Genomic DNA, 23261 nt, shown 5'->3' with positions numbered 1-23261 from the left:
TCCTTACACCTCGGCGAGGGTGCGCCACTGGGTCAGGGCGACGCCGTGACCGTCGGGGTCGCGGAAGGCCGCCGCCCACACCTCCAGCTTGGTGCCCCGGTTGACCACGCGCGGCGCGTACGTGAACCGGACGCCCGATTCGCGCAGCCGCTCGTACGCGCCCTGGATGTCGTCCACCTCGAGGTTGACGTGCACCAGCCGGCGGCTGATCGGGGCGGCGCCGGTGACCCGGCGCAGCACCAGCCGGGTCGGCCCGGAGGCGAGCACGGCGTTGCCCTCGCCCCGGTCCAGCTCGTCGAAGCCCAGCTCGCGGTAGAAGTCGAGGGACCGGTCCAGGTCGGTGACGAGCAGGGTGATGCCGACGCCGCTGATCGGGCTGCCCAGCCCGTCCGGCTCGGCCGCGTCCGCCGGGCCGGACGAGCCGGACGGGCCGAAGATGGCCTCGTCCAGCTCCTCGGCGGTGGGCGGGGTGTCGGAGCGCCGGGGCGCGTCCGCCGGGTCGTCCAGCGGCACGTCGATCGGGTCGGGCACGGTCTCGACGGGAATGGTGTCGGCCGCCTCGGCGCGCGTGCTGTCGGGTGCCGGGGCGCCGATCGGCTCCTCGGCCGGGACGCGGGGCGCCGGGGCGCGGCGGGGGAGCGGGCCGGCGGCTGCCGGTTCGACGAGCTGCCCCTCCAGCACCATCCGGCCGCTGGGGCTCTGGTGCAGCACCACCGGCTCGCGCTCCTCGGCCCGGGGCGGCACGTCGTCCAGGTACTCCTCCGGCGCGGGCGGGTAGTCGTCGCGGAAGTCGTCCTCGGGCGCGCGCCCGGCCCACGGCGGCGCCTCCTGCGCGATCAGCGGCTCGTCCAGCGGGTCCGGGGTGTCGTACTCGGGCGGCAGGTCGGCCACCGCGGCGGCGGTCTCCGCGTGGGTGGGCACCTCGTCCCAGAGGACGCGCACGTGCCGCTGGTCGTCCAGCGCCACCCGGACCGGCAGCGCCTGGCCGAGTGAGGGCCACTTGGCGACCGGCACCCGCGGCTCGATGATCTTCTTGGACCGGGGCGGCAATCCGGGCGCGTCGATCACCAGTTGCAGCTCGCAGCGGCCGAACGCGTACTGGGTGGGTGGTTCGGAGGCGCTGTGCACGTGCCCCAGCCCGATCACCCAGGTGCGACCGCCGCCGCGTACCGTGGCCAGCGCGATCGCCAGCACCAGCAGCGCGACGCCGAGCGCCACGATGGCCCAGCTGGTCATGCCCAGCCCGAACACCGTCACGAAGGTGGCGACGGTGCCCAGCACCGTGCCGATCAGTTTGCGTACCGGCGCGATCGTGCGGTTCCCGCCATTCGCCACAGTGGACCTCCCAGGGGTTCCAGGGCCAGGCTAGGCCGCCACGGCGGGCCAGGGAAGACGCAGCCGCCGCGCCGGCGCCGGGACCGGGTCGCTACGCTGACCGTACCCAGCCGACCCCGTTTGAGTGCGCAGGAGGAAACCAGCGTGTCCAGCAGCAGCCCGGACGAGCGGACGCTCGTACTGATCAAGCCCGACGCGGTGCGCCGCGGTCTGGTGGGCGAGATCCTGTCCCGTTTCGAGCGCAAGGGCCTGCGGATCGACGCGATGGTGACCCGGACCATGGACGGCGACTTCGCCGACCAGCACTACGCCGAGCACGTCGACAAGCCCTTCTACCCGCCGCTGAAGACGTTCATGACCAGCGGCCCGCTCGTGGCGCTGGTGCTCTCCGGCGACCAGGTGATCGAGGTGGTGCGCGCCATGATCGGCAGCACCGACGGCCGCAAGGCCGCCGCCGGCACGATCCGGGGCGACCTGTCGCTGTCGAACCGGGAGAACCTGGTGCACGCCTCCGACTCGGCGGACAGCGCCAAGCGCGAGATCGCGCTCTGGTTCCCCGAGCTGGCCTGACCGACGCGCCGACGGCCCCGGCCCGCTCCTGGCGGGACCGGGGCCGTCGTGTGTCAGCGATCAGACCTGCGCCGGCGGCTGCGTCCGGCAGGTCACCGCGACCCGGTTCCACACGTTGATGGTGGCGATCGCCACCACCAGGTCGGCCAGTTCCTTCTCCGACCACACCTTCGCCGCGCCGTCCCAGACGTCGTCCGGCACGCCGTGCTCGCCGAGCCGGGTCACCGCGTCGGTGAGGGCCAGCGCGGCCCGCTCCCGCTCGTCGAAGAACGGCGCCTCCCGCCACGCCGCGACCGCGAACAGCCGGCGGCTGTCCTCCCCGGCCCCCAGCGCCTCCCGGCTGTGCATGTCCACGCAGAACGCACAGCCGTTGAGCATCGACGCCCGCAGCTTCACCAGCTCCAGCACGGTGTGGTCCACGTTCGTCCGGACGTACTTCTCCAGGCCCAGCACGGCCTGGTACGCCTCCGGCGCCACCGCCGCCATGTCCATCCGGCTCATCGCCGCCTCCTCGTTGGTTGGGGTACGCGCACAGGACGGGGCACGGCGGGCGCGGCGTGACGCGCCTGCGGTGTGACGGTGGTCATGGCCGGGCCGACAACAGTCGTTGACGTTCCGGTCACCTCGACCGGAGTTCCCGGCCACCTGCGGCCGGTAGACCGGACTGGCGACACTGCCGAGACCGGGAGAACCCATGACGCACATCGATCGACGTACCCTGCTCCGCGCCGGCCTGGTCGCCGGCGCCGGAGTCGCCGGCGGCGCGCTGCTCGGCGCGCCCGGCGCGCCCGCCGCACCCGGCCTGCGGCCCGGCGGCCGGCCGCTGCTCACCCACGGCGTGCAGAGCGGCGACGTGACCGCCGACTCGGCGCTGGTCTGGACCCGCGCGGACCGGCCCGGCCGGATGCTGGTCGAGGTGAGCCGCCGGCCCGACCTGCGCGGCGCCCGCCTGGTGCGCGGCCCGGTGGTCGACCCCACCGGCGACCTCACCGGCAAGGTCCGCCTGCGCGGCCTGCCCGCGGGCCAGCGGCTGCACTACCGGGTACGGGTGGAGAGCCTGGACCGGCACGGCCTGTGCAGCGAGCCGCTGACCGGCTCGTTCGCCACCGCCCCCGGCCGGCAGCAGCGGCGTGACGTGCGGTTCGTGTGGACCGGCGACATCGTCGGGCAGGGCTGGGGGATCAGCCCCGACTTCGACGGGCTGGCGATCTTCCGGGCCATGCGGGAGCGCCGCCCGGACTTCTTCCTGTGCAGCGGCGACACCGTGTACGCCGACGGCCCGCTGACCGAGAGCGTGGTGTTGCCGGACGGGCGCACCTGGCGCAACCTGGTGACGCCGGAGAAGAGCAAGGTGGCCGAGACACTCGCCGAGTACCGGGGGCAGTTCGCGTACAACCTGCTCGACGAGCACCTGCGGGCGTTCGCCGCCGAGGTGCCGCAGATCAACCAGTGGGACGACCACGAGGTGGTGAACAACTGGTACCCGGGGGAGATCCTGACCGACGAGCGGTACGGCGAGAAGCGGGTGGACGTGCTCGCCGCCCGGGCCCGGCAGGCGTTCCACGAGTGGCTGCCGGTGCCGGCCGGCGGGCCGATGTACCGCAAGCTGTCGTACGGGCCGCTGCTGGACGTGTTCGTGCTGGACATGCGCACCTACAAGGACCCGAACGACGGCAACACGTACGCCGACCGCAACCGGGGGCTGCTCGGCAGGGCGCAGCGGGAGTGGCTGATCCGGGAGCTGCGCGCGTCCCGGGCCACCTGGAAGGTGATCGCCAACGACCTGCCGATCGGCGTGGTGGTGCCGGACGGGGCAGACGCCCAGGAGGGCGTGGCGCAGGGCGACCACGGCGCGCCGGCCGGCCGGGAGCTGGAGTTCGCCGAGGTGCTGCGCGCCTCGCACCGGGCCGGGGTGACCGGGCTGGTGTTCCTCACCGCCGACGTGCACTACACCGCCGCCCACCACTACGACCCGGCCCGTGCGGCGGTGCGGGACTTCAGCCCGTTCTGGGAGTTTGTCTCCGGCCCGGCGCACGCGGGCGCATTCGGCCCGAACGCGCTGGACGGCACGTTCGGCCCGAAGGCGGTGTTCGTGCACGCCCCGCCGCGCGCCAACACCTCCCCGGCCGAGGGCTTCCAGCACTTCGGCGAGGTCACGATCGACGGCCCGTCGGCGGCTCTGACGGTCCACCTGCGGGACCGCTCCGGCGCCTCGCTCTGGACCACCACCCTCCCGGCCCCGTGGCGCCGCTGACACCTCGCCGGGCAGTGGAATACCCGGCGGCGCGGCACGGCGGGCAGGGGGTCGAGTACGCTTGAACGCACAGGCGACGACCCGGCCATCACCGGTGAGCCTCCGGAGGAACAGCCGGGTGACCGGCCCAGTAGAACCGGACGGGACGGCCCGTCACAGCCGGCCAACGAGCGGGCGGTCGCACCTCGGCCGCCAAGCGGGGTGGTACCGCGGGCCACGCCCGGGACGCCGGTCACGGCGTACCGGATCCGGCTCGTCCTCGCAGAGCACAGACGAGTGAGCTGCTGAGGAGCGACAGGCGATGGCCTATCCGTTGCACGACCCGTCCGGCGCCGGTGTCCCGGCGAGCCCGGACCTGCCCGCGGTCGAGCGCCGGGTCCTGGAGCACTGGACGGCCGACAAGACCTTCGAGGCGTCCGTCGAGGCCCGCGACGCCGGCCGCGACGGCGAGAACGAGTACGTCTTCTACGACGGCCCCCCGTTCGCCAACGGCCTGCCGCACTACGGCCACCTGTTCACCGGCTACGTCAAGGACGTGGTGCCGCGCTACCAGACCATGCGCGGCCGGCGCGTCGAGCGCCGGTTCGGCTGGGACTGCCACGGCCTGCCCGCCGAGGTGGTGGCCGAGAAGCAGCTCGGCATCACCACCAAGGCGGAGATCCTCGACCTCGGCGTGGCCCGGTTCAACGACGCCTGCCGCACCTCCGTGCTGGAGTTCACGCACGACTGGGAGCGGTACGTCACCCGGCAGGCCCGCTGGGTCGACTTCGCCAACGACTACAAGACGCTCGACCTGGACTACATGGAAAGCGTCATGTGGGCCTTCAAGACCCTGCACGACAAGGGCCTGGTCTACGAGGGCTTCCGGGTGCTGGCGTACTGCTGGCGGTGCGAGACCCCGCTGTCGAACACCGAGACCCGGATGGACGACGTCTACCGGGACCGGCACGACCCGACGCTGACGGTGTGGTTCGAGCTGGCCGCCGACGACGCCGCCCCCGAGCTGCTGCGCGGGCCGGTGAAGCTGGGCGTGTGGACCACCACGCCGTGGACGCTGCCGTCGAACCTGGCGCTCGCCGTCGGCCCCGACATCGAGTACGCGGTGCTGGAGCACCGGGGTTCCCCCGACAGCGAGCGCAGTGGTGAGCGCTACGTCGTCGGCGCCGCGCGCCTCGGCGCGTACGCCAAGGAGCTGGAGGGGTACGAGCAGGTCGGCACGGTGTACGGCCGGGACCTGGTCGGGCGTCGCTACACGCCGCTGTTCGACTTCCTGGTCGAGCCGGCCGGGGAGAACGCCTACCAGGTGCTCGCCGCGGACTTCGTCACCACCGAGGACGGCACCGGGATCGTCCACCTCGCCCCCGCGTTCGGTGAGGACGACCAGAACGTCTGCAACGCCGCCGGCATCCCCACCGTCGTGACCGTGGACGACCACACCCGGTTCACCGCGCTGGTGCCGCCGTACCAGGGCGAGCAGGTCTTCGACGTGAACAAGCCGGTGATCCGGGAACTCAAGGAGCGGGGGGTGGTGCTGCGGCAGGACACCTACACCCACTCCTACCCACACTGCTGGCGCTGCGACACCCCGCTGGTCTACAAGGCGGTGTCGTCCTGGTTCGTCGCGGTGACGAAGTTCAAGGACCGGATGGTCGAGCTGAACCAGCAGATCAACTGGACGCCCGGGCACATCAAGGACGGCTCGTTCGGCAAGTGGCTGGCCAACGCCCGCGACTGGTCGATCAGCCGGAACCGGTTCTGGGGCTCGCCGATCCCGGTGTGGCGCTCCGACGACCCGAACTACCCGCGGGTGGACGTGTACGGGTCGCTGGCCGACATCGAGCGTGACTTCGGCGTACGCCTGACCGACCTGCACCGGCCGGCGGTGGACGACCTGGTCCGTCCCAACCCGGACGACCCGACGGGCAAGTCGATGATGCGCCGGGTGCCGGAGGTGCTGGACTGCTGGTTCGAGTCCGGCTCGATGCCGTTCGCCCAGGTGCACTACCCGTTCTCCAACCGCGAGTGGTTCGAGCACCACTACCCGGGTGACTTCATCGTCGAGTACATCGGGCAGACCCGCGGCTGGTTCTACACCATGCACGTGCTGGCCACCGCGCTGTTCGACAGGCCTGCGTTCCGCAACTGCATCAGCCACGGCATCCTGCTCGGCTCGGACGGCCGCAAGATGTCCAAGAGCCTGCGCAACTACCCGGACGTCTACCACGTGTTCGACTCCTACGGGTCGGACGCGATGCGGTGGATGCTGATGTCCTCGCCGGTGCTGCGCGGCGGCGACATGGCGGTCACCGAGTCGCTGATCCGGGACGCGGTGCGCCAGGTGCTGCTGCCGCTGTGGAACGTCTGGTACTTCTTCTCGCTCTACGCCAACGCCGACGGCTACACCGCGCGTCGCCGTACCGACTCCACGCACGTGCTCGACCGGTACGTGCTGGCGAAGACGAACGAGCTGGTGGCGACCGTCGGCGCGCAGATGGACGCGTACGACATCTCCGGCGCGTGCGCCACCGTGCGGTCCTACCTGGACGCGCTGACCAACTGGTACGTGCGCCGGTCCCGGGACCGGTTCTGGGCCGGCGACGCTGACGCGTTCGACACGCTCTCGACGGTGCTGGAGACGCTGTGCCGGGTGGTGGCGCCGCTGGCGCCGCTGACCGCCGAGGAGATCTGGCGCGGGCTGACCGGCGAGCGGTCGGTGCACCTGACCGACTGGCCGCGGGCGGACGAGTTCCCGGCCGACCACGAGCTGGTCTCCGCGATGGACAACGTGCGGTCGGTCGCCTCGGCGGCGCTGTCCCTGCGCAAGGCCAAGGGCCTGCGGGTACGGCTGCCGCTGGCGAAGCTGACAGTGGCCTCGCCCGTCGCCGCCCAGCTGCGGCCCTTCGCCGACCTGGTCGCCGACGAGGTCAACGTGAAGGAGGTAGTGCTCACCGACGAGGTGTCCGCGTACTGCCAGCAGGTCCTCACCGTGGTGCCGCGGGCGCTCGGCCCGCGCGTCGGCAAGGCCGTCCAGCAGGTGATCAAGGCGGTCAAGGCGGGGGAGTGGGAGCTGCGCGACGGCGCCCCGGTCGCCGCCGGGGTTACGCTCGCCGAGGGCGAGTACGAGCTGCGCCTGGTCGCCGCCGACGCCGAGCACTCCGCGCCGCTACCAGGCGGTGAGGGCGTGGTCGTGCTGGACACCGAGGTCACGCCGGAGCTGGCCGCCGAAGGGCTGGCCCGGGACGTGGTCCGGGTCGTGCAGCAGGCACGCCGCGACGCCGACCTGGACGTGTCGGACCGGATCACGGTGGCCGTCTCCGCCTCCGAGGAGGTACGCGCGGCGGTCGCCGCGTACACCGAGTTCGTGGCCCGGGAGGTGCTGGCCGACAGCATCGACTTCGCCGAGGGGCTCGACGGCTTCGCCGGCGAGGCCGGCGACGGCGAGCGGGTCACAGTGACGGTCCGGAAGGTCTGAGCCGGACCGGGTGCCCTCCCCCGCCCCCGTGGTGGGGGAGGGCCCAGCCCCAGCGAGTGGACTGCGGGCCACCCGCTCGGTGACGGACGGCCGCGTCGGCTACCGTGACAGCGCCTGTTTCACGTACGACCGCCGGAGGACCCGTGCCCCTGCTCTACACCATCGGCAAGCTCACCGTGGCGCCCGCGCTCCGGTTGGCCTTCCGTCCGCACGTGGAGGGTTTGGAGCACATCCCGGCGACCGGCGGCGCGATCTTCGCCAGCAACCACCTCTCCGTCGCCGACGAGCTGCTGCTCGGCACCGTGGTGCCCCGCCACCTGGCGTTCTGGGCAAAGTCGGAGTACTTCAAGGGCACCGGCCTCAAGGGCGGCTTCTCCAAGTTCGTGCTCACCGGGCTGGGCGCGATCCCGGTCGAGCGGGCCGGCGGGCGGGCCGCGCTCACCGCGTTCGACGCGGCGATCCCGGTGCTCAAGGCCGGTGACCTGGTCGCCGTCTACCCGGAGGGCACCCGCTCGCCGGACGGGCGGCTCTACCGCGGGCGTACCGGCACGGTCCGGCTGGCCATCGCCGCCGGCGTGCCGATCATCCCGGTCGGCGTGACCGGCACCGACAAGGCCCAGCCGATCGGTACGCGGATCCCGCGACCGGGCCGGGCCAAGATCACCATCAAGTTCGGCAAGCCGCTGGACTTCACCGGCCGTCCCGACGACCGCACGTCGCTGCGCGCGATGACCGACGAGATGATGGCCGAGATCCAGAAGCTCAGCGGCCAGGAGTACGTCCCGCGCTACGCGCCGAAGCGCACCGACCAGGCCGCCGGTGAGCAGACCGCCTGAGCGGTCAGGACTTCGGCACCACCACGCGCTGACGCAGATCGTTCAGTAGCCGCCCGCTGTCGTCCACGGACAACCGGGTGAACACGCCTGTGGTCAGACTGCCGTGGTCGGCCGAGGCGCAGACCACCACCGAGTCGCCGTCCGCCCGGCCGACCGCGCAGCGCGCGTACCGGCCCCGGACGCCGGTCTCCACGTTCACCGACTCCTTCAGGCCGTACTCCCCGGCGAGGCGGTCGATCTCCGCCTTGGCGTCCGACTCCGGGCTGAACCGCAGGCCGGTGCTGCCGAACAACGTCACCCGCTTGCCGTCGCTCGTCGTGTAGATACCGGCGAACGTGTCCTCGGCGAGCAGGTTCGACTCGCGTACCCGGCTCTTCAGCTCCTCGGCGGCGGCCTGGCTGCGCTCGTCCTGGCGCAGCCGCATCGAGTCGATCTGGTCCGGGAGGCTGGCGCGGGCCGGGTACTGGCTGGAGATCGGCTGGAACCACCACAGCGGCAGGCCGCAGCAGCACGCGACGCTGAGCAGCAGCACCCAGGGCCAGCGACGCCGTCGGCGGGTCCGCTTGGGCGGCTGCTGCCAGCCCGGCGGCGGCGCTACCGGCGGCCCGGCCTTGCCCCGGCGCTGCTTCGGCGGCCGCGCCGGCTTGGCCGGGGCGGGAGCCGCCGGTGGTGGCAGGGGACGGGCGGCCGGCGCGGCGGGGTACTGCGGCGCGTGCGGCGGCGGCGACACCGGCCGGGCCGGGTGATGCGACGGCGGTGAGAACGGCCGGGCGGCCGGTGCGGCGGGGTGTGCCGGGTGGTGCGGCGGCGTGGAGACCGGCCGGGCGGCGGGCGGCTGCGGGTGGGGTGGCTGCGGCGGCGCCGGGTGGGCCGGGTGGGGGTTCGGCGTCGACCAGGGCGCGGTGTACGGCAGCGTCGGCGTCAGGGGCGGCAGCTCCGGCGCGTGCAGCTCCCAGCCGGTGGTGTCCACCCCCTCCCACGGGTCGACCGGCGTGGCGTGCTCGGGCGAGTCCAGCGGCGGCACCGGCGTGGGCTCGGCGGACGCGCCCCAGCGGGGTCGGCTCGGCGGCGGTGGCGGGACGGCGGCGGAGCCGCTCCAGCGGGGCGCCTCAACGCGGGTGGCGTTCGGTGCGTTCCCAGTCGGGTTCGGGGCGTTGTCCACCCGGGTGGGGTCCGGCGTGGTGGCCGAGGGTGGCTGCGGCGCGGCGTCGATCCGGGTCGGGTCCGGCGTGGTGGTGGCCGCCGGCGGCTGCGGGGCCGCGTCGATCCGGGTCGGGTCCGGCTGGCGGCCCGTGCGGGGAGTGGGGGCGGGTGTGGTCCGGCCCGGCACCGGGGCCGACCCGCGGGCCCGTGGGACCGGCACCTGCGGGACGGTGTCGGTCCCGCCGGCGGCTGTCGCGGTGTTGTCGGCCGGTGTTCCGGCGGTCTCGGCGGGTGTTTCGGCGTCGGTTGCCGGGGCGTCAGCGCTGTCGGCGGGCGTCTCGGTGCCGGCGGCGAGGGCCTCAGCGCTGTCCGTGGCCGTCTCGGTCGCGGCGGACTGGACCTTGTCGGTGGGTGTCTCGGTTCCGGTGGGCTGGACCTTGTCGGTGGGTGTCTCGGTTCCGGTGGGCTGGACCTTCTCGGTGGGCTTCTCGGTTCCGGTGGGCTCGACCCTGTCCGTGGGCGTCTCGGGCGCGGTGGCGTCGACCTCGTTCGTGGGCGTCTCGGCCTCGGTGGTCCCCGGCTGCGGGGCCGCGTCGTGCGAAGGCGCGGCGGTGTCCGGCGTGGTGGACGGCCGGCCCTCGGGTGCGGCGGCTCCCGGCGCGGCGGACGGCGACGCCGGAGCGGAGGCGCCGGTGGCGTCCTCGGTGTCGACGGCGGTGGCCGGCTCGATGACGGTCGGCTCCTCGGCCCCGTCGGCCGGCCGGCCCGCCCCCGGCTGCGGCTGCGGCTGCGGCATCGCGGCTATCTCCTCTCGCGCCCGTTGCGAGGTTAGTACCGCCCCGCCACCCAGGACTAATCCCGCCCGCTCACCGGCCCCACTCCGGTGATCAAGGAGTTCGTGTCCGGTGGGAGCGCGGGACAGCCCGCAAACTCCTTGATCAACGCGGCGGACACGGGCGCGGGTGTGGCGGCTGGGGACGGCGGGGCGGGGGCACCGCGTACGCTTGGGCATCATGAGTGCCCCGTCCACCACCCCGCGTCCCGCCGCCGCCAACTCGGTCTGGCCTCGGCTGGAGCCGTTGCTGCCGCAGGTGACCAAGCCCATCCAGTACGTGGGTGGAGAGCTGGGCGCGGTGGTCAAGGACTGGGACGCCGCCACCGTCCGGTGGGCGCTGATGTATCCGGACGCGTACGAGGTGGGCCTGCCCAACCAGGGCGTGCAGATCCTGTACGAGGTGCTCAACGAGCTGCCCGACGTGCTGGCCGAGCGGACGTACGCGGTCTGGCCGGACCTGGAGAAGCTGATGCGCGCCCACGGCGTGCCGCAGTTCACCGTCGACGCCCACCGCCCGGTGCGTGACTTCGACGTGTTCGGCGTCTCGTTCTCCACCGAGCTGGGCTACACCAACCTGCTCACCGCGATCGACCTGGCCGGCATCCCGCTGCTCGCGGCCGACCGCACCGACGCCGACCCGGTGATCGTGGCCGGCGGGCACGCCGCGTTCAACCCGGAGCCGATCGCCGACTTCGTCGACGCCGCGGTGCTCGGCGACGGCGAGGAGGCGGTGCTGGAGATCACCGCCATCGTGCGGGAGTGGAAGGCCGAGGGCTCCCCGGGCGGCCGGGACGAGCTGCTGCTGCGGCTGGCCCGGACCGAGAGCGTCTACGTGCCGCGCTTCTACGACGTCGACTACCTGCCCGACGGCCGCATCCAGCGGGTCGTGCCGAACCGCCCGGACGTGCCGTTCCGGGTGCACAAGCGCACGACGATGGACCTGGACGCCTGGCCGTACCCGAAGAAGCCCCTGGTCCCGCTCGCCGAGACGGTCCACGAGCGGTACGCGGTGGAGATCTTCCGGGGCTGCACCCGGGGCTGCCGGTTCTGCCAGGCCGGCATGATCACCCGTCCGGTGCGGGAGCGCTCGATCACCACCGTCGGCCAGATGGTCAAGGAAGGGCTGGAGTTCTCCGGCTTCCACGAGGTCGGCCTGCTGTCGCTGTCGTCGGCCGACCACTCGGAGATCGGCGACATGTGTTCCGGCCTGGCCGAGCAGTACGCCGGCACGAACGTCTCGCTGTCGCTGCCCTCGACCCGGGTGGACGCGTTCAACATCGACCTGGCCCAGGAACTGTCCCGCAACGGGCGGCGGACCGGTCTGACGTTCGCCCCGGAGGGCGGGTCGGAGCGGATCCGCAAGGTGATCAACAAAATGGTGTCGAAGGAAGACCTCATCCGCACCGTGGTCACCGCGTACTCCAACGGCTGGCGGCAGGTGAAGCTCTACTTCATGTGCGGCCTGCCCACCGAGACCGACGAGGACGTCCTGGAGATCGCCGACATGGCGCACGAGGTGATCCGGGCCGGCCGCGCGGCCACCGGGTCCAAGGACATCCGCTGCACGGTCTCCATCGGCGGTTTCGTGCCCAAGCCGCACACCCCGTTCCAGTGGGCCTCGATGGAGCGGCCGGAGGTCATCGACGGCCGGCTCAAGCTGCTCAAGCAGGCGATCAACAGCGACCGGTCGCTGGGCCGGGCGATCGGCTTCCGCTACCACGACGGCGAGCCGTCGCTGATCGAGGGCCTGCTGTCCCGGGGCGACCGCCGGGTCGGCGCGGTGATCCGCAAGGTCTGGGAGAACGGCGGCCGGTTCGACGGCTGGAGCGAGCACTTCTCGTACCAGCGCTGGGTGGACGCCGCCGCCGAGGTGCTGCCGGCGTACGGCGTGGACCTCGACTGGTACACCACCCGCGAGCGCGAGGAGCTGGAGGTCCTGCCCTGGGACCACCTCGACTCCGGCCTGGACAAGGACTGGCTCTGGCAGGACTGGCAGGACTCGCTGTCGGAGTACGAGCAGGACGACTGCCGCTGGACGCCCTGCTTCGACTGCGGCGTGTGCCCGTCCATGGACACCGAGATCCAGATCGGCCCGACCGGCCGCAAGCTGCTGCCGCTCACCCCGGTCAATGGACTGAAGCTGCCCGCCGCCGCCCAGGGCTGAGGCGCGGACCGTACCGGAGCGCGGGAACCCGACCGGGTTCCCGCGCTCCGTCGTCCTTCCGGGCGACCGCGCGCGTGCGCGGGGTGGGGCTGCCCCGACTGGTGCATCCTCGATACGCTGCGTCCGTAATGGACCGGCCAGGGCCGGTAGCGGGGAGGACAGCAGACATGGGCATCAATCCGCCGGATACCGGCGATCTGCACGTCAGCGTCGAGGACCTGGACGCCGCGGCGGAGTACGTCGAGCGCCTCAAGCAGTACGTCGACGACACCATCGGCTACGAGATGGAACGCATCAAGGAGCGGATGAAGGGCGACAGCGGCAACGCGCAGACGGTGCCCAACGGCACCCCGTTCGGCGCGTACGAGGACGCCCGGATGCAGTGGGCGGCGCTGACCAGGTCCACGGCCAGCATGGAGGCCCACCTCAAGGCCATCTCCATGAAGCTGGCCGGCCTGAAGCAGGGCACGCAGGACATCGCCAAGGCGTTCCGCGACGCCGAGGCCCGCAACGCCGCGAACGGCAAGGACATCGAGCGGCTGCTGGAGACCGCGGCCCCGCCGCCGGACGCCGGGCAGCAGCCCACCTACCCGTACACGGCCTGAGGGGGAGACGGTCATGGCAGGAGGCACCTGGGAGCGCTGCGTCCGTGAGGTGACGCTCTCGGCGGATCCGGAGACCGTGGGCTCGGTCGGCGCGGGCTGGCGCAACCTGTCCACCGCGCTCGGCCATCTGCGTGACTCGCTGGTCGGCCGCTCGTTCGTCGGCCCGATCGCGCCCGGCCAGGAGCGCCCGCACACCGGCGGTCTCCCCGGGCTGCTCGCCGGCTGGCAGGGCAGCGGCGGCGACGCGTACCGCGAGCACCTGGGCGAGATCGGCAAGGAGATCGAGGAGCTCATCACGCACGCCAGCAACGTCAGTGGCGCGCTGTCGCGGATCGAGGGCGACATCCGTACGGCGGTGGCGAGCATCCCGATCCCGCTGATGGACAACTTCGGCTGGAACGAGTGGAGCCTGCCCGGCGGCACCGAGCTGGACGACGCGCGCGACGGCGAGAGCCAGTCCGGCTTCCTCGCCGCCCTGCGCAGCGACTACCAGTCCAACCAGGCGCTCTACGCCGACGGCGCGTTCCGCGACAAGGCCGACGATCTCGAAGCCACCATGAAGATCGACGGCAACGCCAACGACCAGAAGCGCGGCGGCTGGTGGGACACCAAGTCCCACCTGGACAACTGGTACCGCGACAACCAGCAGGCGGCCAACAAGGCGATGTCGCCGCTGCCGGCCGCGGTCGAGGCCGAGCGTCCCAAGCTGGTCGTACCCCAGCCCGACGGCCGGCTCGACGACGGCTACCGCCCGGACACCCGCGTACCCCCGTCCGGAGTGCCCGGTGGTGGGCTGCCCGGCGGCGGTGGTGGCGGTGCCGGCGGTGGTGGCGGGATGCCCTCGCTGGGCAGCACCGGCATCGGCGGCGGCGGTGGCGGTGTCGGCGGTGGCGGCTCGTTCACGCCCCCGCCGACCACCGGCGTGCCCGAGTTCGGTGGCGGCGGCTCGTACACCCCGCCCGGCACCGGCCTGCCCGGCGCCGGCGCCCCGGGTTCCGGCAGTCCCGACTACGGCACCGGCCTGGCCGGCGCGGGTGGGCCGGGCACGATCACCCCGGGCGGTCCGGGCAGCACCCTCGGCGGTGGCGGCGCCGGACTGAGCACCGGCGCCGGCTTCGGTGGCGGTGGCGGTGGTGCCGGGCTGGGTTCGGCGGGCGGCATCGGCGGCGGTGGCCTCGGCGCGGCCGGTGGCATGGGCGTGGGCGCGCTGCCCGGCATGGTCGGCGGCGGCAACGGCAAGGTGCCCCCGCTGACCAGCGCGGCCGGCGCGCTGCGGGCGGCGGCGGGCGCGGGGCCGGGAGGCGCGGGCGCGGGCGCGGCGGGCGCGCGTGGTGGCCTGGCCGGCGCGGGCATGATGGGCGGCGGGATGATGGGCGGCCACGGCGGCGCCGGGCATGGCGGCGGCGGTGGCGACCACTCGTCGTGGTTGACTGAGGACGACGATCCGTGGGGCGCCGGTGACGGTGCGTCCCCGGGCATCCTGCGATGAGGACGGACGGATGACGGTGCACGTCGGCGCGTTCCGGCCGGTGGTGGCCGCGCTGGCGGCCGGGCTGATGGTGCTGGGGGCCGCGCAGCCCGCCGTCGGCGCTCCCCGCCGGGCCGAGCAGTGGTACCTCGACGAGCTGCGGATCGACCGGGCACACCAGATCTCCACCGGGCGTGGTGTCGTGGTCGGAGTGGTCGACAGCGGCGCCGACGCCGACCACCCGGACCTGCGCGGCCGGCTCCTGGCCGGGCGCAGCACGTTCGACTCCGGCGACGGCCGGCGCGACCCGGACGGCCACGGCACCCACATGGCCGGGATCATCGCGGCGAACGGGACCGGGGTGGTCGGCGTCGCGCCGGACGCCCGGATCCTGCCCATCCGCACTCCGTCCGGCGACAAGGGCGCCGACGCGGGCAACTCCGCGACCGGCATCCGGATGGCGGTGGACGGCGGCGCGAAGGTGCTCAACCTGTCCTACGGGCACGCCGGGGCCGTCGACGAGGGCGAAGAGGCGGCGATCCGGTACGCGCTGGAACGCGACGTGGTCGTGGTGGCCGCCGCCGGCAACGTCCGCAAGCTCGGCCCGGACATCGCCTCACCCGCGAAGATCCCCGGCGTGATCGCGGTGACCGGCACGACCCGGGGCGGCGGCTTCTGGCCCGGCTCGGCCCAGGGCCCGGAGGCGGTGGTCGCCGCTCCGGGGGACGAGGTCTACAACATCGGACCCGACCGGGGGTACGGCTGGGGCGACGGCACGTCCGACTCCACGGCCATCGTCGCCGGTGTGGCGGCGCTGATCAGGTCGAAGTTCCCCCGGCTCTCCGCACCCGACGTGATCAACCGGATCATCCGTACCGCCCGGGACGCCGGCCCGCCCGGCCGCGACCCGCAGTTCGGCTTCGGCCGGATCGACCCGGTGGCGGCGCTCACCGCCGACGTGCCGTCGGTGTCGGCGAACCCGCTGCTCGGCGCCGCTCCGGCCAGCGCGTCCGCGCCACCGGCCGCGGCCGAGGACGAAGACTTCGACGTGACCGACTACGGCGACCGGGGCGGCCCCACCGACCAGCAGGTCATGGTGATCGGCATCGGCATCGCCGTGGCGCTGGTGGTGCTGTTGGCGCTCGTGGTGTTCCTGATCTGGAACCGCCGCCGGCACCGGCGCGAGCTGGCGCGCGCCGCCGACATCCCGGACGAGGCGCTCGACCGGATGACCGAGCAGGGCCCGCCGGTCCCGGCCGGCCACCCCGCCGGCTACGGCCCGCCGCCCGGCTACGGCCCGCCGCCCGGCTACGGCCCACCCGGCGGCCCTTCGTCGCCCGGCGCCTACGCCCGCCCGGGCACCTCACCGCACCCTGGCGCCCCGTCCCAGCCGGACGGATACCCGCCCAAGGGCACCCACCCCCAGCCCGACCCCGGCGCCTACCCACCCCCGGCCCAGCCCACCCCGCCCCACGACAACCGCTCCTGACCCCGCCCAACCTCTCCCGGCCCTCCGGCCCACCCCGTCGATCATGAGGTTGGCGGCGATGTCGATCTCCAATTCCGCCGCCAACTTCATGATCGTCGGCCCTTGTCGGCCCGGCCCGGCAGGCCGGGTGGGGTGATCAAGGGGTTGGGGTCTCGGGGGCGTGGGAGCTGGACGTGAACTCCTTGATCACGGCGGGAGCGGGCGGGGGTTTGGGGCGGTTTGGGGTGGGTGGGGTGGCCCCGGGTGTGGGGCACCGTGGGTGCTGCGCCAGGATGGGACCGATACGCAGGCACAGCCGAGGAGCTCACGATCGCCAGAAAGCCTCAACCCGAGGGCGGCCAGGCCCCCGTCGTCCAGCGGGTCCGTATCCGGTACGCCAAGCGGGGACCGCTGCGTTTCACCTCGCACCGGGACTTCGCCCGGGCCTTCGAGCGCGCGCTGCGCCGGGCCGGCGTGCCGATCGCCTTCTCCCAGGGCTTCACCCCACACCCCAAGATCTCGTACGCCTCGGCGGCGCCCACAGGTGTGGCCAGCGAGGCGGAGTACCTGGAGATCGGGCTGCGTGAGCCGGTCGACCCGGCGCGGCTGCGCGAGGCCCTCGACGCCGCGCTCTCGCCCGGACTCGACGTGCTCGACGCGGTGGAGGCCACCGGCGGCAGCCTCGCCGACCGGATCGAGGCGTCGTACTGGCGGATCGAGCTGCCCGAGGTCGACCCGAATGTGCTGGCGGGGGCCGTGGCGGCCTTCACCGCCGCCGAGGAGGTCCTGGTCGAGCGGATGACCAAGCAGGGGCGGCGTACGTTCGACGCCCGTGCGGCAGTGGTGTCCATCGATGTGGTGTCTCCGTCTGAGACGCCTTCCGAAGCGGCGGCCGTACCGTGTGCGATACTCGAACTGGTCGTGCGGCAGGTCACCCCGTCCGTTCGGCCCGATGACGTCCTGTCCGGCCTCCGTGCGGTGGCCGCCCTGGAGCCGCCGGTCACCCCGAAGGTGATTCGGCTGGCGCAGGGCACGCTGACCGCGCAGGGCGAGATCGTCGATCCGTTGGAAGCGGATCGCGACGGGGCAACCATCGGAGAGCGCTGACCGTCGGTCAACGCTCTGGCAGGCAGACTTCGGCGGTCGCGCGTTTGCGCGCCCGGCGGAAACACCTTTGCGGCAACCCTGCGTGGCAGCGCTCACCCGCGCCCGGGGCAGCCAGAACTGGAGAACGTCCATGCTCGAGAACGAGCCCGAGGGCGGCGAACGGACCGGCGCAGAGCCGACCGGGACGCCCGCCGACAACGCCGCCACCGCCTCTGGCAGCGCCGCGAGCGCGGCCTCCGCCAGCGCCCAGGGTGCCGCCTCCGGCAGCGCCGACGACGGCACCGCCCAGGGCGTCACCAGTGCGGAAGGCGCCACCGCTGAAGGCGTCGCCGCCCTGGAGGGCGTCGCCGAGACCAAGCCGCCGGCCCGTAAGCGGGCCAGCCGTCGCAAGGCCGCCCCGCTGAACCAGGCGGAGCAGACCGACGCGCCGGTCGAGGCGTCCACCGCGGCGACCGGCAGCGGCGAGTCGCCGCAGGCCGAGGTGCTCGCACCGATCGCCGGAGAGCTGGACACCGCGCCCAAGACCACCCGGCGGCGTCGTAAGGCGACCCCGGCGAAGGCGGTCGAGGAACCGGTGGCCGCGGCGGGTGTGGAGGCCGCCTCGGAGGAGGTCGTGCCGCCGGTCAAGGTGACCCGGACCCGTCGTCGCAAGGCCACGCCGCCGGCTGCCGAGACCGTCGCGCCGGACGAGACCGCCACCGGCGGGCAGACGGCCACGGACGGGGTGATCGACGGGCCGGTCTCCGCGCCCGGGGGCGATCTGATCGCCGAGGGCCGCGCCGACATCGACGGTGCCGAGGCCACCGCGCCGGGCCAGGCCGGCGTCGCGGAGAGCACGGGTACCGCCGGGCGGTCCCGCACCCGCCGCCGCGCCGCCACCGCCGACAAGGCCGCCTCCGGGGACACGGCCACCGCCACCGGCGACAAGGCCGCCACCGGCGACAAGGCCGCCACCGGGGATGCTGCCACCACCGGCGGGAGCGGGGCCACCGCCGGTGACAAGGCGATCGCCGGCCTCGGCGAGGACGTCGAGGACGAGGACGCCGAGGCCGGGACCGTCGAGGACGCGAGCGCCGCGGGTGCGCGTACCCACGAGGTCGACCTGGCCCGCAGCGGCGGCCCGGCGGACGCGACGGGCGTCGTGTCGACGGGCGCCGCCGTGCCGCGCGTGGACGAGGAGCCGGCCGAGCCGACGCCGCCCACCACCCGGCGGCGTCGTGCCGCGCTCTCCGCGCCGACCGTCCTGTTCATGGCGCCGCAGCCCGACGAGGCGCCCGCCGTCCAGGTCACGTACCCGGCGGCGGAGGAGCCGATCGAGGAAGCGGTCGAGACCGGCCGGCGCCGCCGTCGCGCCCGCCGTGAGGTCGAGCCGGTCGAGGCCGAGGCCGAGCCGGAGGTCGTCGAGGAGGAGCCGGCCGCCGAGGCCGAGGAGTCCGCCGAGATCGACGAGGACGACGAGACGGCCGCCGGCCGGCGGCGGCGTCGCCGGGGTCGCCGGGGCCGGGGCCGGGGCAAGGGTGGCGCCGACGAGGCCGACGACGAGGACGTCGAGGAGCCCGCCGCGGCCGAGACCGCCGAGGACGAGACCGAGGAGTCCGCCGAGGACGAGGAGCCCGACGGCGAGGGGATGACCCGCCGCCGTCGCCGCCGTCGCCGCCGCGGCGCGGGGGAGGCGGACACCGCCGCCGAGGACGGCGTGCCCACCGTCGTCAAGATCCGTGAGCCGCGCAAGCCGGTCGACGAGGTGCAGGGCGTCTCCGGCTCGACCCGGCTGGAGGCCAAGCGGCAGCGCCGCCGGGACGGCCGCGAGCAGCGGCGTACCCGGCCGCCGATCCTGAGCGAGTCGGAGTTCCTGGCCCGCCGTGAGGCGGTCGACCGGGTGATGGTGGTCCGCCAGCGCGGCGACCGCACCCAGATCGCCGTGCTCGAGGACGGCGTGCTGGTCGAGCACTACGTGACCCGCAACTCGTCCGCCACCATGGCCGGCAACGTCTACCTGGGCAAGGTCCAGAACGTGCTGCCGAGCATGGAGGCCGCCTTCGTCGACATCGGGCGCGGGCGCAACGCGGTGCTGTACGCCGGCGAGGTCAACTGGGACGCCACCGGCCTGGAGGGCCGGGCGCGCTCGATCGAGCAGGCGCTGCGCTCCGGCGACTCGGTGCTCGTGCAGGTGACCAAGGACCCGATCGGGCACAAGGGCGCGCGGCTGACCAGTCACATCGCGCTCTCCGGCCGGCACCTGGTCTACGTGCCGAACGGCAACGCCTCCGGCATCAGCCGCAAGCTGCCCGACACCGAGCGTAAGCGGCTGCGGGACGCGCTGAAGAAGCTGGTGCCGGACGGCGCCGGGGTGATCGTCCGGACCGCGGCCGAGGGCGCCAGCGAGGACGAGCTGGCGCGTGACGTCAAGCGGCTGCAGGCGCAGTGGGAGGACATCCAGGCCAAGGCGACCGAGGGCGGCGCCCCGGTGCTGCTCTACGAGGAGCCGGACCTGGTCATCCGCGTGGTCCGGGACCTCTTCAACGAGGACTTCCGCGAGCTGGTCATCGAGGGCGAGTCCGCGTACGACCTGGTCGAGTCGTACCTGTCGCACGTCTCGCCGGACCTGGTGGCGCGGCTGCGCCGGCACGCCGGGGTGGCGGACGTGTTCGCCGAGTACCGGATCGACGAGCAGATCCTCAAGGGGCTGGACCGGAAGGTCTTCCTCCCCTCCGGCGGCTCGCTGGTGATCGACCGCACCGAGGCGATGACCGTCATCGACGTCAACACCGGCAAGTACACCGGCTCCGGCGGCAACCTGGAGGAGACGGTCACCCGCAACAACCTGGAGGCGGCCGAGGAGATCGTGCGTCAGCTGCGGCTGCGCGACCTCGGCGGCATCGTGGTGATCGACTTCATCGACATGGTGCTGGAGTCGAACCGGGAGCTGGTGCTGCGCCGGCTCACCGAGTGCCTGGGCCGGGACCGCACCAAGCACCAGGTCACCGAGATCACCTCGCTCGGCCTGGTGCAGATGACCCGTAAGCGCATCGGCGCGGGCCTGCTGGAGGCGTTCAGCGAGACCTGCGAGTGCTGCAAGGGCCGGGGCGTGATCATTCACACCGAGCCGGTGCCGGAGAAGCCGCGCGGCGGCGCGGGCGAGAAGGTCAAGGCGGTCGCCTCGGCGGTCGCCGCGCCGGCCGAGGAGAAGAGCGGCCGACGCCGGGGCCGCAAGGCCGCCGCGGAGAAGCCGGCCGTGGAGGCCGTACCGGAGCAACCGGCCGCGCAGCCGCAGGCCGCCACCGAGCCGCCCGCTGCGGTCGCGCCGCCGGAGCGGACCGTCGCCGAGGTGGTCGAGACCGACGACGACTACTACGACACCCAGGGCTACGACCTGTCCCGGTTCGAGACGGACACGCCCGCCGCCCCGGCGGTCGCGGACAGCCAGGAGGGCGACTCGGCCCGGCTGGCCGCCGCCGACGACCCGGACGCGATCGGTGACGGCGACAGCGACGACGACAGCGGCGCCCCGCGCCGGCGGACCCGCCGTGGCGGCGCCCGGCGGCGTACCCGGCCGTAGGGCACTGACCTGCGCGAACAGGGCCCCCGATCCACGCCTGGCGTGTGGCGCGGGGGCCCTGTCGTGCCGGTGGGCCGCGCGGAAGAGCCGCCTACCGGCAGCCCGGTTTGGGGAGCGGGCCGGGTATGGCGTAGGCTTGCCTGCGGCGCACTTTGGTGTGCCGAGTTCCCGCGTGCCCGCGCCGCCGGTGTCACGGCTCCCGGCGAGACGCCGTGGGAACGACCGCCGACGGTGTGACAACCGGCAGCGGTGGAACAGACGCCAGCAGCCTCAACGACAGGGAGTCCGCCTCCGATGTACGCGATCGTCAAGACCGGCGGCAAGCAGTACAAGGTCGCCGAGGGCGACGTGATCGAGGTCGAGAAGCTCGCCGGTGCCCCCGGCGACGCGGTGAAGCTCACCGCGGTGCTCCTCGTCGACGGTGACGACCTGGTGACCGACGCGGCGAAGCTCGCCAAGGTCGCGGTGTCCGGCGAGATCGCCGCGCACACCAAGGGCCCGAAGATCCGGATCCACAAGTTCAAGAACAAGACCGGCTACCACAAGCGCCAGGGTCACCGCCAGCCGCTGACCCAGGTCAAGGTGACCGGCATCTCCAGCGGGAAGTAGGTCGTCCTCCAATGGCTCACAAAAAGGGTGCGTCCAGCTCGCGTAACGGCCGTGACTCCGCGGCCCAGCGGCTCGGCGTGAAGCGCTTCGGTGGTCAGGTCGTCAGCGCGGGTGAGATCCTCATCCGTCAGCGTGGCACCAAGTTCCACCCCGGTGACCTGGTCGGCCGTGGCGGCGACGACACGCTGTTCGCGCTGGCCGCCGGCTCGGTTCAGTTCGGCACCAAGCGCGGTCGCAAGACCGTCAGCATCGTGCCGCAGCAGTAGTTTTCTGGCCAAGCGGGCCGCGGACCTCTGGTCCCGGCCCGCTTCGCCTTTTCACGCGCGGGGCGGACCCCGCTGGAAGGATTGGCGTCGTGACGACGTTCGTTGACCGGGTCGTCCTGCACATGCAGGCCGGCGACGGCGGGCACGGCTGTGTCTCGATCCACCGGGAGAAGTTCAAGCCGTTCGGCGGGCCGGACGGCGGCAACGGCGGCCACGGCGGCAGCGTGTCCCTGGTGGTCGACGCGCAGGTCACCACGCTGCTCGACTTCCACTTCCGGCCCCACCTGAAGGCCGAGAACGGCAAGGGCGGGGCCGGCTCGAACCGGGACGGCGCGAACGGCCGCGACCTGGTCATCAAGGTGCCCAACGGCACCGTGGTGCAGAGCCTCGACGGCGAGGTCCTGGCCGACATGGTCGGCGTGGGCACCACGTTCGAGGCGGCCCGGGGCGGCCGGGGCGGGCGCGGCAACGCCTCGCTGGCGAACGCCCGCCGCAAGGCGCCCGGCTTCGCCGAGCTGGGTGAGCCCGGCGACCGGCTGGACGTGGTGCTGGAGCTGAAGAGCGTCGCCGACGTGGGCCTGGTCGGCTTCCCGTCGGCCGGCAAGTCGTCGCTGATCTCGGTGATCTCCGCGGCCAAGCCGAAGATCGCCGACTACCCGTTCACCACGCTGGTGCCGAACCTGGGCGTGGTCCGGGTGGACAACCACACCTTCACCGTCGCCGACGTGCCGGGCCTGATCCCGGGCGCGGCCAGCGGCAAGGGCCTGGGCCTGGAGTTCCTCCGCCACGTCGAGCGCTGCGCCGTGCTGGTGCACGTGGTCGACACCGCGACGCTGGAGCCCGGCCGCGACCCGCTCGCCGACATCGACGCCATCGAGTCGGAGCTGTCCCAGTACGGCGGGCTCGCCGACCGGCCCCGGCTGGTCGCGCTCAACAAGGTCGACGTGCCCGACGGCAAGGACCTCGCCGACATCGTCCGCCCCGACCTGGAGGCCCGTGGCCTGCGCGTCTTCGACGTCTCCACCGCCACCCGCGAGGGCCTGCGCGAGCTGACGTACGCGATGGCGGAGCTGGTCGAGCAGGGCCGCCGGGCCGCCCCGCCGGCCGAGCCGACCCGGATCGTGATCCGCCCGAAGGCGGTCGACGACGCCGGCTTCACCATCGAGGCCGAGCCGGACGGCTCGTACACGGTGCGCGGCAGCCGGCCGGAGCGCTGGGTCAAGCAGACCAACTTCGACAACGACGAGGCGGTGGGTTACCTGGCCGACCGGCTGGCCCGCCTCGGCGTCGAGGAGAAGCTCGCCAAGGCCGGCGCGCAGGCCGGTGACCTGGTGCGCATCGGCGAACGGGAGTTCGACTGGCAACCGACGCTCTACGCCGGTGTCGACTTCGTACCCGGTAACCGGGGCACCGACGTGCGGCTGGAGGAGAAGTCGAACCGTCCGTCGGCGTCCGACCGGCTGGCGGCCCGCAAGGCCCGCCGGGTCCGCCCGGAGGACGAGATCGAGGCCGCGGCCGCGGCGGAAGCGGACGTCGAGTAGCCGTCTGCGGGACGGTGGCGGGAAACCTG

Annotated in this window: 16 protein-coding genes; 13 read left to right on the top strand and 3 right to left on the bottom strand. The window is 73.5% G+C overall.

Annotated features, from left to right (window positions below; all coding sequences use genetic code 11):
- Nucleotides 1-3: 3 nt before the first annotated feature.
- Complete coding sequence (locus PVK74_RS14770; protein ID WP_274479232.1) at nt 4-1335, bottom strand: glyoxalase/bleomycin resistance/dioxygenase family protein; 1332 nt, start codon at nt 1333-1335, stop codon at nt 4-6.
- Nucleotides 1336-1479: 144 nt separating this feature from the next.
- Between PVK74_RS14770 and ndk the strand changes: the two genes are divergently transcribed.
- Nucleotides 1480-1905 (top strand): nucleoside-diphosphate kinase, encoded by a 426-nt coding sequence (gene ndk / locus PVK74_RS14765; protein ID WP_069087997.1) that lies wholly within the window; start codon nt 1480-1482, stop codon nt 1903-1905.
- A gap of 60 nt (nt 1906-1965) precedes the next feature.
- On the opposite strand, the gene PVK74_RS14760 is transcribed toward ndk, so the two are convergent.
- Nucleotides 1966-2406, bottom strand: coding sequence for a carboxymuconolactone decarboxylase family protein (locus tag PVK74_RS14760; protein WP_043328964.1), 441 nt, complete (start codon nt 2404-2406; stop codon nt 1966-1968).
- Between the two features lie 193 nt (nt 2407-2599).
- Between PVK74_RS14760 and PVK74_RS14755 the strand changes: the two genes are divergently transcribed.
- From PVK74_RS14755 to PVK74_RS14745, 3 genes are all read left to right on the top strand, one after another.
- Entirely contained in the window at nt 2600-4159 is a 1560-nt protein-coding gene (locus PVK74_RS14755; RefSeq protein ID WP_209962933.1) for an alkaline phosphatase D family protein, read from the top strand.
- Nucleotides 4160-4460: 301 nt separating this feature from the next.
- Nucleotides 4461-7631 carry an isoleucine--tRNA ligase gene (gene ileS / locus PVK74_RS14750; RefSeq protein WP_274479231.1) on the top strand — a complete coding sequence of 1057 codons (3171 nt, stop codon included), beginning with the start codon at nt 4461-4463 and terminating at the stop codon, nt 7629-7631.
- Nucleotides 7632-7774: 143 nt separating this feature from the next.
- On the top strand, nt 7775-8467 hold the full coding sequence (locus PVK74_RS14745) for a lysophospholipid acyltransferase family protein (RefSeq protein ID WP_043328967.1): 693 nt from the start codon (nt 7775-7777) through the stop codon (nt 8465-8467).
- Between the two features lie 4 nt (nt 8468-8471).
- Here the strand turns inward: PVK74_RS14745 and PVK74_RS14740 are convergent, their stop codons facing one another.
- Nucleotides 8472-10406, bottom strand: a complete 1935-nt coding sequence (locus tag PVK74_RS14740) for a hypothetical protein (RefSeq protein ID WP_274479230.1) — start codon at nt 10404-10406, stop codon at nt 8472-8474.
- A gap of 217 nt (nt 10407-10623) precedes the next feature.
- Between PVK74_RS14740 and PVK74_RS14735 the strand changes: the two genes are divergently transcribed.
- The 9 genes from PVK74_RS14735 (at nt 10624) to obgE (ending at nt 23232) form a co-directional block, all read left to right on the top strand.
- Nucleotides 10624-12609, top strand: a complete 1986-nt coding sequence (locus PVK74_RS14735) for a TIGR03960 family B12-binding radical SAM protein (RefSeq protein WP_043328969.1) — start codon at nt 10624-10626, stop codon at nt 12607-12609.
- A 167-nt stretch (nt 12610-12776) separates the two neighbouring features.
- Nucleotides 12777-13214, top strand: coding sequence for a hypothetical protein (locus PVK74_RS14730; protein ID WP_030503083.1), 438 nt, complete (start codon nt 12777-12779; stop codon nt 13212-13214).
- A gap of 13 nt (nt 13215-13227) precedes the next feature.
- The gene (locus tag PVK74_RS14725; RefSeq protein ID WP_274479229.1) at nt 13228-14703 is read left to right on the top strand and encodes a hypothetical protein; all 1476 of its coding nucleotides are present in this window, start codon (nt 13228-13230) and stop codon (nt 14701-14703) included.
- 10 nt (nt 14704-14713) lie between these two features.
- Nucleotides 14714-16171: a type VII secretion-associated serine protease mycosin gene (gene mycP, locus PVK74_RS14720; protein WP_274479228.1), complete on the top strand. Its 1458-nt coding sequence runs from the start codon at nt 14714-14716 to the stop codon at nt 16169-16171.
- A gap of 390 nt (nt 16172-16561) precedes the next feature.
- Entirely contained in the window at nt 16562-17257 is a 696-nt protein-coding gene (locus PVK74_RS14715; RefSeq protein WP_274479280.1) for a TIGR03936 family radical SAM-associated protein, read from the top strand.
- Nucleotides 17258-17387: 130 nt separating this feature from the next.
- The gene (locus PVK74_RS14710; RefSeq protein WP_274479227.1) at nt 17388-20816 is read left to right on the top strand and encodes a ribonuclease E/G; all 3429 of its coding nucleotides are present in this window, start codon (nt 17388-17390) and stop codon (nt 20814-20816) included.
- A gap of 294 nt (nt 20817-21110) precedes the next feature.
- The gene (gene rplU / locus PVK74_RS14705) at nt 21111-21425 is read left to right on the top strand and encodes a 50S ribosomal protein L21 (RefSeq protein WP_018787289.1); all 315 of its coding nucleotides are present in this window, start codon (nt 21111-21113) and stop codon (nt 21423-21425) included.
- A gap of 11 nt (nt 21426-21436) precedes the next feature.
- Complete coding sequence (gene rpmA, locus PVK74_RS14700) at nt 21437-21691, top strand: 50S ribosomal protein L27 (RefSeq protein ID WP_013288010.1); 255 nt, start codon at nt 21437-21439, stop codon at nt 21689-21691.
- An 89-nt stretch (nt 21692-21780) separates the two neighbouring features.
- Entirely contained in the window at nt 21781-23232 is a 1452-nt protein-coding gene (gene obgE, locus PVK74_RS14695) for a GTPase ObgE (protein ID WP_043328970.1), read from the top strand.
- Nucleotides 23233-23261 lie beyond the last annotated feature (29 nt).

Source organism: Micromonospora chalcea, assembly GCF_028768405.1.
Taxonomy (GTDB): domain Bacteria; phylum Actinomycetota; class Actinomycetes; order Mycobacteriales; family Micromonosporaceae; genus Micromonospora; species Micromonospora chalcea.
The sequence above is the reverse complement of the archived record's forward strand: the minus strand, read 5'-3'. Positions and strand labels throughout refer to the sequence as shown.